We start from the raw sequence: 12,905 nt of genomic DNA, 5'->3' as shown, positions 1-12,905 counted from the left end.
GGATCGAACACCATGGACAAGCACACCGAAATGCAAGCCGTCGTCTGCCACGGCCCGAAGGACTACCGCCTGCAACGCATCAGCAAACCCCAGGCACGCCCCAATGAACTGGTGATCCGCATCGCCGCCTGCGGCATCTGCGCCAGCGACTGCAAATGCCACTCGGGTGCGGCGATGTTCTGGGGCGGCGACAACCCGTGGGTCAAGGCACCCGTGGTGCCGGGCCACGAGTTTTTTGGCTACGTGGTGGAAGTGGGCGAGGGCGCTGAAGAGCACTTTGAAGTCGCGGTCGGCGACAAGGTCATCGCCGAACAGATCGTGCCGTGCGGCAAGTGCCGCTTCTGCAAGTCGGGTAAATACTGGATGTGCGAGGTGCACAACATCTTCGGTTTCCAGCGTGAAGTGGCCGAAGGCGGCATGGCCCAGTACATGCGCATTCCCAAAACCGCTATCGTGCACAAGATTCCGGAGTCGGTGTCGCTGGAAGACTCGGCGCTGGTGGAGCCCATGGCCTGCTCGATTCATACCGTCAACCGAGGCGAAATCCAGCTGGATGACGTGGTGGTGATCGCCGGTGCGGGCACCCTCGGGCTGTGCATGGTCCAGGTGGCCGCGCTGAAGACCCCGAAAAAACTGGTGGTGATCGACATGGTCGATGAGCGCCTCGAACTGGCCAGGCAATTCGGCGCCGACGTGGTGATCAACCCATCCCGCGACAATGCCCGCGAGATCATCAACGGTCTCACCGACAACTACGGCTGCGACGTGTACATCGAAACCACCGGCGTACCGGCCGGCGTGACCCAGGGCCTGGACCTGATCCGCAAGCTCGGGCGCTTTGTCGAGTTCAGCGTATTCGGCGCCGAAACCAGTGTCGACTGGTCGATCATCGGCGACCGCAAGGAGCTGGACGTACGCGGCGCGCACCTGGGCCCCTATTGCTACCCGATTGCCATTGACCTGTTCGAGCGCGGCCTGGTCACCTCCAAAGGCATCGTCACCCATGACTTCCCGCTGGATAACTTTGCCGAAGCGTTCGAGTTGGCCAACTCGACGAAGTCGATCAAGGTGCTGTTGAAGCCGGTGCTTTGAGATGAACTACGTCATGGGTGTCGACATTGGAACCCAGAGCACCAAGGCGCTGCTGGTGGATGGTCAAGGCACGATCATCGCGCAGCACAGCCAGGGGTATCGCGTGGATACCCCGAAAGTGCGCTGGGCCGAGCAATGGCCGCAGGTCTGGCTCGATGCGGTCGAGGCCTGCGTGGCGCAGTGCATGGCCAGGGCCGGCGTGGCAGCGGAGCAGGTCAAGGCGCTGTGCATCAGCAGCCTGTACGGCGGCTCGGGAATTGCGGTGGATGCGCAGATCACGCCGCTGCACCCGTGCCTGATCTGGATGGACCGCCGTGCCGGCGAGCAGGTGGCCTGGGTGCGCGAGCATGTCGACCTTGAGCGCTTGTTTGCGGTCACCGGCAACTCGGTGGACAGCTACTACGGCTTCACCAAGATGCTCTGGCTCAAGCAGCATCAGCCGCAGGTGTGGGCCAATACGCGTTACCTGCTGCCGCCGAACAGCTATATCAATTGGTGCCTGACCGGTGAGTTGGCGGTGGACCATAGCAGCGCCGGCAATATCGGCGGCGTCTATGACGTGGCGCAGCGGGGCTGGTCCGAGGAGATGCTCGCGGCGCTGCAGATTCCCATGGCGATGATGCCCGAGCGGCTGGTGTATTCCGGTGAGGTGGTGGGCGGGCTGTTGGAGAGCTGGGCCCTGCGCCTGGGCCTGCAGGCAGGCACACCGATCCTCGCCGGTGGCGTGGACGCGGCCATGGCCACTCTGGCCGCAGGCGTTACGCAGCCGGGCAATCACGTGGCGATGATCGGCACCAGCATGTGCTGGGGTTATTTGAACCAGCACGTCGATGCACGCCACGGCCTGGTGAGCATGCCGCATGTCTACAACGGCCATCAGGACTTGTACATCTTCGGCGGTGCAATCACCGCCGGGGCATCGGTCAGCTGGTTTCGCGAGCAGTTCTGCCAGGCCGAAGAGCAACAGGCCCAGGCCAGTGGCCAGGACAGCCTGGTGTTGCTGGAACAGAGCGCAATGAAGATCCCGGCAGGCAGCGAAGGCTTGTTGTTCCTGCCGTACCTGATGGGCGAACGCAGCCCGGTATGGGATGACCACGCCAGCGGCAGTTTTGTCGGGCTGAACCTGTATCACAGCCGCATTCACCTGTACCGCGCGGTGTTGGAGGGGGTAAGTTTTGCCCTGCGGCACAATATCGAAGCCGGCACCCAGGGCGCGCAATCGCTGGACCCGCGCCTGATTGTGGTCGGTGGCGCGAGTCATTCGGATTTGTGGATGCAGATTATTGCGGACATCACGCGGTACCCGGTTTACACCATCGTTCAAGAAGTTGAGGCGGCGATGGGCGCAGCGTTGCTGGCCGCGCATACGGTGGGGTTGGTGAGTGATGGGGCGATGGAGAAGGGCTGGGTGCAATTGGAGCTGCGCGCGCAGCCAAAGCGCGAAAATGTCATGACCTATGACCGCGCGTTTGGCGAGTATTTGAAGCTGTATCCCGCGCTGAAACCGATCATGCACAGCTTGCAATCCGACTGATTCAACACGGTCCGAATGTGGGAGCTGGCTTGCCTGCGATAGCGGTGTATCAGTGGCAAATGGGCTAACTGACCCACCGTAATCGCAGGCAAGCCAGCTCCCACAGTGGACCTTTATTGTCTATGGAAGAGTGACCATGACCACCACCTTCAACTTCACCCACCAGCGCATCCTCGTCACTGGCGCCACCAGCGGCATTGGCCATGAAATTGCCCTTCAGCTCATCAACAGCGGCGCCGAAGTCTTCGCCCTCGGCCGCGACGCCGAGGCCTTGGCCAAGTTGGGCTGCAACACCTTATGCGTGGACATCGCCGACAGCGCCGCCCTCGACAACGCCCTGCACGACCTGCCGCCACTGCACGGCCTGGTCAACTGCGCCGGCATTTCCCGTCTTGAACCCGCCGCCGCCATCAGCGCTGCCGCGTTCGACCAGGTGATGAACGTTAATGCCCGCGCCGCCGCCCAGGTCGCGAGCCGGGTCGCTGCAAAAATGATCGAGGCAAAGATTGCCGGCAGCATCGTCAACGTCTCCAGCCAGGCCTCGCTGGTGGCGTTGGATGATCACCTCAGCTACTGCGCCTCCAAGGCTGCACTGGACGCCATCACCCGCGTGCAATGCGCCGAGTGGGGCCGCTTCGGCATTCGCGTCAACAGCGTCAACCCCACGGTCACCCTCACGCCGATGGCCGCCATGGCCTGGTCCGACCCGGCCAAGCGCGACCCGGCGCTGGCAGCCATCCCCTTGGGGCGTTTTGCTGAGACGCTGGACGTGGCGCTGCCGGTGCTGTTCCTGCTCAGCGATGCCGCCGGCATGATCAGCGGTATAAGCCTGCCGATCGATGGCGGCTACACCAGTCGCTAGCCGTTTTCCAACTGGCCGGCGATGACCACCTTGTCCCGTGGCTTGTACGGGTCTTCCAGGCGGTCAAGCAACAGGCGTACCGCGCTGCTGCCGGCCAGGGAGGCGTCGTGGGCCACGCAGGCGATTGGCACACCAAAGATATCGGCGAAGGGCAGGCGGTCGATGCCGCAGATGGTCAGGCTTTCATGGGGGATGTTGTGCATGCGCAAGGCACGCAGGGCGCCGAGGGTGATCAACTGGTTAAAGCCCATGATCGCGTCCGGCGCGCAGTGTTCGGCGAGGTAGTCGAGGGTATGCAGGTAAGACGGCATCAGCGTGTAGTCGCCGGCCTGCACTTCGACCTGAATGTGGGGGTGTTCGGCCAGTACTTCGCGCAGGCCCTTGAGGCGCTCCACGGTGATCCGTGAATGCTCGGGGCCGGTCAGCACCAGCAGGCGCTTGAGGTCGGGCGTCTGGCGCAACAGGTAGTGCGCGGCCTGAATGCCGCTGTGGTAATTGTCGAGCACCACGCGGCTGAACGGGCTGTCGTGGATCGTACGGTCGAGCAGCACCACCGGGGTCTTGCCGTTGCCCAGGCGCTCCAGGTAATCGGGCTGGTAGCTCGGCTCATCAGAGACCGGCGACAGGATGATCCCTGCCACGCGGTAGCCCAGCAACGTGTCGACGGCTTTGCTTTCCAGCTCGGCCAGTTCGTCGGTGTCCACCAGCATGATGGTGTAGCCGTGCTGTTTCGCCTCGCGGGAAATCGCCTTGATCATTTCGCTGTAGAACGGGTTGTCCACCGAGGCGGTGATCACGCCAATGATCAGGCTTTCACTGCGTTTGAGCCCACGGGCGAAGGCGTTGGGCACATAGTCCAACTCCCGCGCGACTTCGAGGATGCGCGCCAGGGTGGCGGGTTTGACCTGATCAGGTTTGTTCAGCGCCCGCGAGACCGTGATGGTGGTCATGCCGACCCGTTTGGCAATGTCGCTGATGGTGACAGACTTTTTCTTGTTCATCGGTAAGGCTGCGAAAGGAAACACCCGCAGGCTAGCACGCGCAGTGGTGTACGGTGATTCAAATCAGCGGGTCCCAGCGTTGTGACCAGTCACCTTCGGCTTTGACCACATCGCGCAGCAGCGCCACCGCCTGCTGCAACACTGCACAATCGCGTGCGCGTGAGTACACCAGGTAGGTCGGGAAACTGAATTCCGGCGCCTTCGGCACCCGCTGCATCACGCCGCTGTCCAGGTAGCTCTGCACCACGCGCGTGCGGAAATACCCGGCACCGCCATTCTCCAGGATGTACTGCAACGCCAGCGGCCCGAGGTTGAAGCTCAGCGCGGCACGGGCTTTGTCGGGCAGGGCAGCATCATGTTGCTGGCGAAAACCCGGGCCCCAGTCGATGTAGACGTACGGGGCCGGCTGACTCGCCAGTTGCACCAGGATCAGTTTTTCTTCCAGCACCTGTTCCACCTGCAACCCCGGCCAGTACTGCGGTTGGAACACCAAGGCCGCATCGAGCACGCCCAGTTCCAATTGACGCAGCAGGTAGTCGCCTTCGCGCACTTCGGTGCGCAGGGCGTGCCCCGGGATGTGTTCGCGCAGGGCCTGCGCCCAGCCGAGCATCAGCGGGTTGCACAGGCTCACCTCGCCGCCGATATGCAGCACATTGCGGTAGCCATCCGGTAGCGGCAGGTCACGCTTGGCGGATTCCCAGGTTTGCAGCAACTGGTTGGCGTAGACCACAAAGGCTTCGCCATCGGCGGTCAGCCGCGCACCGGCACGGTTGCGCACAAACAGCGTGCTGCCCAACTGGCTCTCGAGGTTTTTTACGCGTGCGGTGATGGCGGTCTGGGTGACGTGCAGTTTCTCGGCCGTCGCAGCCAGGCTGCCGCAGCGGGTGATTTCGAGAAAAGTGCGTGCCAGTTCGATGTCCATGCAGGTCTCGCTGGTTGCTCAAGCCCGGCAGTGTAAGCCTTCAGGCGGGCGAAAAGATCAGTTCGACATCAATGCGATGCCCCTGGCGCAGGATGTACTCCTGCAAGGCCTCTCGATTGCGGATGAGGTAGCCGGGATCATAGACGAAACAGATTAAATGTTGGCAGTGCGGATGTTCCGCATAGCGGGCGATATCGACAATCAGCTCCTCACCCAGCTTTTTGTCCTTCAGCCCAGCGCGGGTCATCTTCACCTCAATGGCGACTTGCAGGTCATGCAGCAGGAAGTCCATACGCGATGAGGCGCCTGCGCAGCTGGGCACGGGCTCTTCGGCACGCACGTCGGCGATGTGCAGGCTCAGGAGTGCGCGCAGAAGGTCTTGCACATCCGGTTCGTTTTTCACCGAAAGGCCTGTTCGGCCGTTCTGTCGCTGGTTCAGAGCAAGACAGAAACGATGGAAGTGATGCAGCAGGTGCCGCACGGTGTCGAGCGGCGAGGGGGCAGGTGCGTTCGGCTCATCATCAAAAAAACGCGCCAGTTGGCGCTCTTCAAACGCGAGGATAGCCGCCGGTTCTTTCAGCCTCGTGTAGATCAGCAACAACAGCAAGATGGTTTCGACGAGGATGAACAGCAACAGCCCTGGCAATGCCGGGCGTATGGTGATTTGCGGTTCGTAACGGTATCGGGGGAGCGAGTTGCCGGTTTTTTCGGCCTGTGGGAGCAATTGGAACCTAAGGCTGACATACACCCAGAGATTGCCCCGGTCGGGCACGATGAAGCCGGAGAGCACGTCCAGCCGTTCCTGGCTCGGCTCACGGTTGTATGCATTCAACTGATCGAACAGGACGGAGGTATTCTGCCGAAACTCATCGGACGTCATGAGGGAGTAGATCGCCGGGTTCGTCTGGTCGGCGGGCTCGAACACCTCACGGATTAACAGCGCATAGTTGATCGCGGTGCTCACCATGATCAGTACCAGCAGCAGGCTTGTCCTGTTCTTGTTACGTCGGGTACTGAGAATCATCAGGGCGAGTGCCTGCGACGGCGTGGTGCACCAGATCGACTTGAGCCAGTTGATCATTGGATGCCGATCGACCAGTGACGGGTCGTCTGGTCTTCGTGACGTTTGTCGATATCGGTTTCGTATTGGCACTGCGGGCCTTCGCAACTGTATTCGAGCTTCAAAGGCGGCAAGGTTTGCATGGGGAACAGCGATTTGGGTTGGGGTGTTGCATCAGACGGTACAGCCTTGGGCTCAGGGGCTGTGTAGGTCAGGTCCAGCGCCGCGTGGCAGGCCATGAAGGGCAGGAGGGTGAGCAGCGCACTCGCCAGAACGGTCCTTGTGAATACCATTTGAAACAATCCGCGCAACAAAAAATGAGGCGCGAATTATAAGCCAAACGCGACCGGTGATGCACACGGCAATCCCCGGTCGAAAAGCGCCATTCAGAGCATGCGCGGTGCTTCAAGGTGTTCGGTGGGAAATGCCTTGGCATACACCTGGCAAACCCGCAGCACCTGCTCATCGGCAAACCGCGCGCCCACCACATGCAAACCCACCGGCAAGCCATTCGCCGCCAACCCGCACGGCACCGATGCCGTGGGTTGCTGTGTCAGGTTGAAGGGATAGGTAAACGGCGTCCACTCCATCCACTCATGCATGCCCGAACCCGGTGGCACGTTGTGCCCGGCCTCGAACGCAGTGATCGGCATCATCGGCGAGACCAGCACGTCGTAGTGCTCATGGAAGGCCGCCATCCTGGCGACCAGTGCCGCGCGGGTTTCGAGGGCAGCGCTGTAGTCGCAGAGGCTGAGCTGTTCGCCGCGTTGCGCAATACGCAGCAAGCCCGGGTCCAGCAGCTGTTTTTGCGCCTCGCTCATCGGCCCGGTCAGGCGTGCGGCACCGGCGGCCCACAAGGTGCTGAACACCTCCAGTGGGTCGCTGAAACCCGGGTCGATCTGCTCGACATGCGCGCCCAATTGCACCAGGCCCTCAACTGCTTGTGCGACCACCTTGGCGACGTGCGGATCAACATCCACGTAGCCGAAGGTCGGGCTATAGGCAACACGCAGGCCCTTCAAGTCCGTACTCGGCGTGAGCCACGGCGAGGTTCGCGGCGCACCGATCAGGCCATCGCGCGCATCCGGTTGAGCGACGGTTTGCAGCATCAGCACGCTGTCTTCGACGGTGCGGGTCATCGGCCCCAGGTGCGACAGGATCGTCATGGAGCTGGCCGGCCATTGCGGTACATACCCAAAGGTCGGCTTGAGGCCGAAGGTGCCGGTGAATGCACACGGAATTCGGATCGAGCCGCCGGCATCGCTGCCCTGGTGCAGTACGCCAAGGTTCAGCGCCGCCGCCGCGCCAGCACCACCGGACGAGCCGCCCGCTGTGGTGCGGGTGTCCCATGGGTTACGGGTGATGCCGTACAACGGGTTATCGGTGACGCCTTTCCAGCCGAATTCAGGGGTGGTGGTCTTGCCCAACAGTACCGCGCCGGCTTTGCGCATCAAGGCCGAGAAGGGCGCGTCCACGTCCCATGGGCCTTCGGTTGAGGAGGTGCGTGAACCCTTGCGGGTGGGCATGCCAATGGTCAGCGTGAGGTCTTTTATTGATGACGGCACCCCATCCAGTGCCCCGCACGGTTGACCTTTTATCCAACGTTGTTCCGACGCCCGCGCAGCCTGCAATGCCCCTTCAGGGTCAACATGGCAGTAGGCATTCACCACCGGGTTGTAGCGTTCGATACGCAACAGCGCGTCCTCGGTGACTTCCACCGGCGACAGGGTTTTGTCGCGAAAATACTCCAGCAGTTGCACTGCCGTCAGTTGGCCAATCTCACTCATGCCAGGTCCCCCTGGGCTGCGTTGACCATGGCGCGCAGCAATACCGCGCAGCCCGCCGCCAGGTCATCCGGCGCAGCGTTTTCGATTTCGTTATGGCTGATGCCGCCTTCGCACGGCACAAAGATCATCCCGGCCGGGCCCAGTTCGGCGACGAAAATCGCGTCGTGCCCGGCGCCGCTGACAATGTCCATATGGCTCAGGCCCAGGGTGCTCGCGGCGTCACGCACGGCGCTGACGCAGGTCGGGGCGAAGTCCAGTGGCGGGAAGTCGGCGGTCGGCGTCAGTTCAAAACTCAGGCCGTGGCGTTGGGCCGTGGCTTCGATCACACCGCGTACCTCATCCACCATCGCCTGCAGGGTGTCGGTATGCAGGTGGCGCAGGTCGATGGTCATGTGCACCTGGCCGGGAATCACGTTGCGCGAGCCCGGGTGCAGGTTCAGGCAACCGACGGTGCCACAGGCGTGGGGCTGTTGCTGATGGGCGATACGGTTGACCGCGCTGACCACCTCGGCGGCGCCCACCAGGGCGTCCTTGCGCAGGTGCATCGGGGTGGGGCCGGCGTGGGCTTCGACGCCGGTTAGGGTCAGGTCGAACCACTTCTGGCCGAGGCAACCCATGACCACGCCAATCGTGGTGGCCTGGTCTTCCAGTACCGGGCCTTGCTCGATATGCGCCTCGAAATATGCGCCCACCGGGTGGCCGAGCACCGCACGCGAACCGGCATAGCCGATGCGCTGCAATTCGGCACCCACCGACAGGCCTTGCTCGTCCTGTTTGTCGAGGGTGTCCTGCAAGTCGAACTTACCGGCAAACACCCCGGAGCCCATCATGCACGGCGGGAAACGCGAGCCTTCTTCGTTGGTCCACACCACCACTTCGATCGGCGCTTCAGTTTCCAGCTGCAAGTCATTGAGCGTGCGGATCACTTCCAGCCCGGCCATCACCCCGTAGCAGCCGTCGAACTTGCCGCCGGTGGGTTGGGTGTCGATATGGCTGCCGGTCATGACCGGGGGCAGGGCGGGGTTACGCCCGGCCCGGCGTGCAAAGATATTACCGATGGCGTCGACACTGACGCTGCACCCGGCCGCCTCGCACCATTGCACGAACAGGTCGCGGGCCTGGCGGTCGAGGTCGGTGAGCGCCAGGCGGCACACGCCGCCTTTAACGGTGGCGCCGAGCTGGGCCAGGTCCATCAACGATTGCCACAGGCGGTCGCGGTTGATCAGCGGGGCGTTGCTCTTGAGTGGTTGCGCAAAACTGTTCATGTGCAATCTCCGGTCAGGCACTCAGGGCCAGGTAGCGGTTCTTGATCGTCGGGTCGGCGCGGAAGGCGGCGGCGCTGCCTTCGTACACCACGCGGCCCTGTTCGAGCACGTAATGGCGGTCGGCGAGCTTGTCGCAGACCACCAGGTTCTGTTCCACCAGCAGCACCGGCAGGCCATCGTCCTTGACCTTGCGCAGGATCTTCACCAGCTCGTCGACGATCACCGGGGCGAGGCCTTCGGTGGGCTCATCGAGAATCAGCAACTTGGGGTCGTTGAGCAGGGCGCGGGCGATAGCGAGCATCTGTTGTTCGCCACCGGACAGGGCGTGGCCGGCGTTTTTACGGCGTTCCTTGAGGCGCGGGAACATGCCGTACACGTCGTCCATCTGCCAGCGGCTGGTCTTGCGCACGGCGATGCGCAGATTTTCCTCTACGGTAAGCAGGCGGAAAATCCCGCGGTTCTCCGGCACCAATGCCAAACCCTGGCGAGCGATTTCAAAGATTTTTTGCCCGACCAGCGCCTGGCCGTTGAAGTGAATCTGGCCCTGACGCGGGCAGATAATGCCGAGGATGCTGCGCAGCGTGGTGGTCTTGCCGGCGCCGTTGCGGCCGAGCAGGGTCACCAGTTCGCCGGGGTTGACGGTCAGCGACACGCCTTCGAGCACGTGGCTCTTGTCGTAGTAGGAGTGGATATTCTCGACGATCAGCATCAGGCGGCTTCTCCCAGGTAAGCGGTGCGCACGCGTTCATCGGCGCGCACGAATTCCGGCGTGCCTTCCACCAGGATCTGCCCGTGGCTCATCACCGTGATGCGTTGGCTGATGGACATGACGATGCTCATGTTGTGTTCGATCAGCAGCACCGTGTGGTCGCGGCCGAGGTCGCTGATCAGTTGGGTCATGATCGGGATGTCATCGATGCCCATGCCCGAGGTGGGCTCGTCGAGCATCAACAGTTTTGGTTTGGAGCAGATCGACATGCCCACCTCCAGCACCCGCTGCTGGCCGTGGGACAATTCGCCGGCCAGGGTGTCGGCGCGGGCAGTGAGCTGCAGGCGTTCGAGCACTTGGTCGGCCATCTCCAGGTGTTCGCGCTTGCTGTCCACCCGACGCCAGAAATTCAGCGCCTTGGCGCCGTCGCGGCCTTGCGCCGCGAGGCGCAGGTTCTCGCGCACGCTGAGGTTCTGGAACAGGCTGGTGAGCTGGAACGAGCGCGCCATGCCCAGGCCGACGCGGGCGTGGGCGGGTTTACGCATCAGGTTCTTGCCGTCGAAATGAATCGCCCCGGCGGTGGCCTGGCGTTCGCCGGTCAGGCAGTGGAACAGGCTGGTCTTGCCCGCGCCGTTAGGGCCGATGATGGTGTGGATGGTGCCGGCTTCGACCTTGAGGTTGACCCCATTCACCGCGTGGAACGCGCCATAGGCCAGTTCCAGGTTTTTGGTTTCCAGCAGGATGCTCATAGCCCTTCCTCCTTGACGACGACGGCGGCGGTTTTGCGGCTGCCACGTACGCGTTCGAACAGCGACGACAAACCGCCCCACAACCCACCACGCATGAAGATCACCACCAGGATCAGAATCACCCCGAGCAGCATCAGCCAGCGCGGCCACAGGTCAGAGAGGAAGTCCCCCAGCAGCACGATGGAACCGGCGCCCAGCAACGAGCCGAACAGCGAGCCGGTGCCGCCGACGATGGTCATGATCAGGATGTTCTCGGACATCGCCAGGTCGATATTCGACAGGGGTACAAAGTGCAGCAGCATGGCGTACAGCGCGCCCGCAATCCCGGTGACCGCGCCGGACAGCACGAACACCAGGATCTTGAAATGGCGCGTGTCGTAGCCGATGGCCGAGGCGCGGGTCTCGTTTTCGCGGATCGCCATCAAGGTGCTGCCGAATGGCGACGCGATCACGCGGCGTGCGCCGATAAAGATCAGCAGGAACAGCACTGCGACAAAGCCGTAGAACGCGCGGGCGTCGCTCAACGACAACAACACGGTGTCACCGACGCGGATTTCCGGGCGCGGCACGCTGAGCAGGCCGTTGTCGCCGCCGGTCCAGTCGCTGAGGGTGTAGGCGACGAAGTAGGCCATCTGGCTGAACGCCAGAGTCAGCATCACGAAGTAAATGCCGGTACGCCGGATCGCCAGGGCACCCACCAACAGCGCCAGGAAACCACCGGCCACGGCGGCGCCGAGCAGGGCGGTGAACAGACCCAGTTGCAGGTGGATCATCAACAGTGCCGCGCAATAGGCGCCCGCTCCGAAAAAGATGCCTTGGCCAAACGACAACAGCCCGGTGTAGCCCAGCAACAGGTTGCAGGCCAGGGCGGCCATGGCAAAGATCAGGATTTCGGTGGCCAGGGTTGCCGACGGTAATACCAACGGCAGGCCGATCAGCACCGCCAGGACCCATAGCAGCATGGCCTTGGACTGGGTCTTGGCAAACGGCAGGGGGTTTTTCTCGCTCATGTCAGGCTCTCCCGAACAGGCCGTAAGGACGCACCAGAATCACCACGGCCATCGCGCCGTAGATCATCAGGCTCGCGCCTTGGGGCCAGAGTGTGGTCATCAGGCTTTGCACCACGCCTACCAGTAAACCGCCGACCAGTGCGCCGCTGAAGGAGCCCATGCCGCCGATCACCACCACCACGAAGGCGACCCCGAGAATTTCCGGGCCGACGAAGGGTTGGGCGCCACGCAACGGAGCGAACAGCACGCCGGCGACGCCGGCCAGGGCCACGCCCAGGGCAAAGGTCATCGAAAACAGACGGAAGATATTGGTGCCCAGCAGCGATACGGTTTCAGTGCTTTCACTGCCCGCGCGCACCAGGGCGCCAAAGCGCGTGCGCTCCAGCAGCAGCCACAGACCCAGGCCCACCATCCCGGAAAACACGATCAGAAACAGGCGGTAGTAGGGGTAGACGAAATCACCCACCACCAGCACGCCGCGCAGCAGTTCCGGTACGGCGACGCTTTTGCCCACCGGACCCCAGATCATCACGCTGGCTTCCTGGATGATCAGCGCAATCCCTAAGGTCACCAGAATCTGGAACATGTGCGGCAAGTGATAAATCCGCTGGATCAATAATCGCTCGATGACCCAGGCCAGTGCGGCCACCACCAGCGGCGCGATCAGCAGCGCCAGCCAGAAGTTGCCGGTGAGGCTCACGGCGGTGTAGCAGATGTAGGCCCCCAGCAGGAAAAACGCGCCGTGGGCGAAGTTGACGAAGTTGAGCAGACCGAAAATGATCGTCAGCCCGACCGCGATCAAAAAGTAGATCATCCCCAGCCCAAGGCCGTTGAGTATCTGGAACAGGTAAAGATTAAGCATGCAGAAACCCTCGGACAGGTGGCCGCGGGGGCGGCCCTGTCGTGTGCAACCG

The 12,905-nt window shown here is 62.6% G+C and carries 13 protein-coding genes; 3 read left to right on the top strand and 10 right to left on the bottom strand.

Features of this window, described 5'->3' with window-relative positions:
* The first annotated feature begins 12 nt into the window (after nucleotides 1-12).
* From ACDZ94_RS21655 to ACDZ94_RS21645, 3 genes are all read left to right on the top strand, one after another.
* Nucleotides 13-1,092, top strand: coding sequence for an alcohol dehydrogenase catalytic domain-containing protein (locus ACDZ94_RS21655; protein WP_432750800.1), 1,080 nt, complete (start codon nucleotides 13-15; stop codon nucleotides 1,090-1,092).
* A 1-nt stretch (nucleotide 1,093) separates the two neighbouring features.
* Nucleotides 1,094-2,626: an FGGY-family carbohydrate kinase gene (locus ACDZ94_RS21650; RefSeq protein WP_432750799.1), complete on the top strand. Its 1,533-nt coding sequence runs from the start codon at nucleotides 1,094-1,096 to the stop codon at nucleotides 2,624-2,626.
* A 136-nt stretch (nucleotides 2,627-2,762) separates the two neighbouring features.
* Entirely contained in the window at nucleotides 2,763-3,488 is a 726-nt protein-coding gene (locus ACDZ94_RS21645) for an SDR family oxidoreductase (protein WP_432750798.1), read from the top strand.
* Here ACDZ94_RS21645 and ACDZ94_RS21640 read toward each other — a convergent pair.
* The 10 genes from ACDZ94_RS21640 to ACDZ94_RS21595 all read right to left on the bottom strand — a co-directional run bounded on the left by ACDZ94_RS21640 (nucleotide 3,485) and on the right by ACDZ94_RS21595 (nucleotide 12,853).
* A complete protein-coding gene (locus ACDZ94_RS21640; RefSeq protein WP_432750797.1) occupies nucleotides 3,485-4,489 on the bottom strand; it encodes a LacI family DNA-binding transcriptional regulator in 1,005 nt (334 codons plus the stop codon). The two genes, ACDZ94_RS21645 and ACDZ94_RS21640, sit on opposite strands and share 4 nt — an antisense overlap.
* 58 nt (nucleotides 4,490-4,547) lie before the next feature.
* Complete coding sequence (locus tag ACDZ94_RS21635) at nucleotides 4,548-5,411, bottom strand: LysR family transcriptional regulator (protein WP_432750796.1); 864 nt, start codon at nucleotides 5,409-5,411, stop codon at nucleotides 4,548-4,550.
* 40 nt (nucleotides 5,412-5,451) lie between these two features.
* On the bottom strand, nucleotides 5,452-6,492 hold the full coding sequence (locus tag ACDZ94_RS21630; protein WP_432750795.1) for a hypothetical protein: 1,041 nt from the start codon (nucleotides 6,490-6,492) through the stop codon (nucleotides 5,452-5,454).
* A complete protein-coding gene (locus ACDZ94_RS21625) occupies nucleotides 6,489-6,764 on the bottom strand; it encodes a hypothetical protein (protein WP_432750794.1) in 276 nt (91 codons plus the stop codon). Before ACDZ94_RS21625 ends, ACDZ94_RS21630 begins: the two co-directional genes overlap by 4 nt.
* A 93-nt stretch (nucleotides 6,765-6,857) precedes the next feature.
* Nucleotides 6,858-8,258: an amidase gene (locus tag ACDZ94_RS21620; RefSeq protein ID WP_407016661.1), complete on the bottom strand. Its 1,401-nt coding sequence runs from the start codon at nucleotides 8,256-8,258 to the stop codon at nucleotides 6,858-6,860.
* Entirely contained in the window at nucleotides 8,255-9,523 is a 1,269-nt protein-coding gene (locus ACDZ94_RS21615) for a Zn-dependent hydrolase (protein ID WP_064453059.1), read from the bottom strand. Before ACDZ94_RS21615 ends, ACDZ94_RS21620 begins: the two co-directional genes overlap by 4 nt.
* Nucleotides 9,524-9,536: 13 nt before the next feature.
* Nucleotides 9,537-10,232 (bottom strand): ABC transporter ATP-binding protein, encoded by a 696-nt coding sequence (locus tag ACDZ94_RS21610; protein ID WP_064453058.1) that lies wholly within the window; start codon nucleotides 10,230-10,232, stop codon nucleotides 9,537-9,539.
* A complete protein-coding gene (locus tag ACDZ94_RS21605; protein ID WP_064453057.1) occupies nucleotides 10,232-10,981 on the bottom strand; it encodes an ABC transporter ATP-binding protein in 750 nt (249 codons plus the stop codon). The genes ACDZ94_RS21610 and ACDZ94_RS21605 overlap by 1 nt, the downstream gene beginning before the upstream one ends.
* The gene (locus ACDZ94_RS21600) at nucleotides 10,978-11,991 is read right to left on the bottom strand and encodes a branched-chain amino acid ABC transporter permease (protein ID WP_262665407.1); all 1,014 of its coding nucleotides are present in this window, start codon (nucleotides 11,989-11,991) and stop codon (nucleotides 10,978-10,980) included. Before ACDZ94_RS21600 ends, ACDZ94_RS21605 begins: the two co-directional genes overlap by 4 nt.
* Nucleotide 11,992: 1 nt before the next feature.
* The gene (locus ACDZ94_RS21595; protein ID WP_262665406.1) at nucleotides 11,993-12,853 is read right to left on the bottom strand and encodes a branched-chain amino acid ABC transporter permease; all 861 of its coding nucleotides are present in this window, start codon (nucleotides 12,851-12,853) and stop codon (nucleotides 11,993-11,995) included.
* Between the last annotated feature and the right edge of the window lie 52 nt (nucleotides 12,854-12,905).

Source organism: Pseudomonas sp. UBT (assembly GCF_050915955.1).
Classification (GTDB): Bacteria; Pseudomonadota; Gammaproteobacteria; order Pseudomonadales; family Pseudomonadaceae; genus Aquipseudomonas; species Aquipseudomonas antarctica_A.
This window is presented reverse-complemented; position numbering and strand designations above follow the sequence as displayed.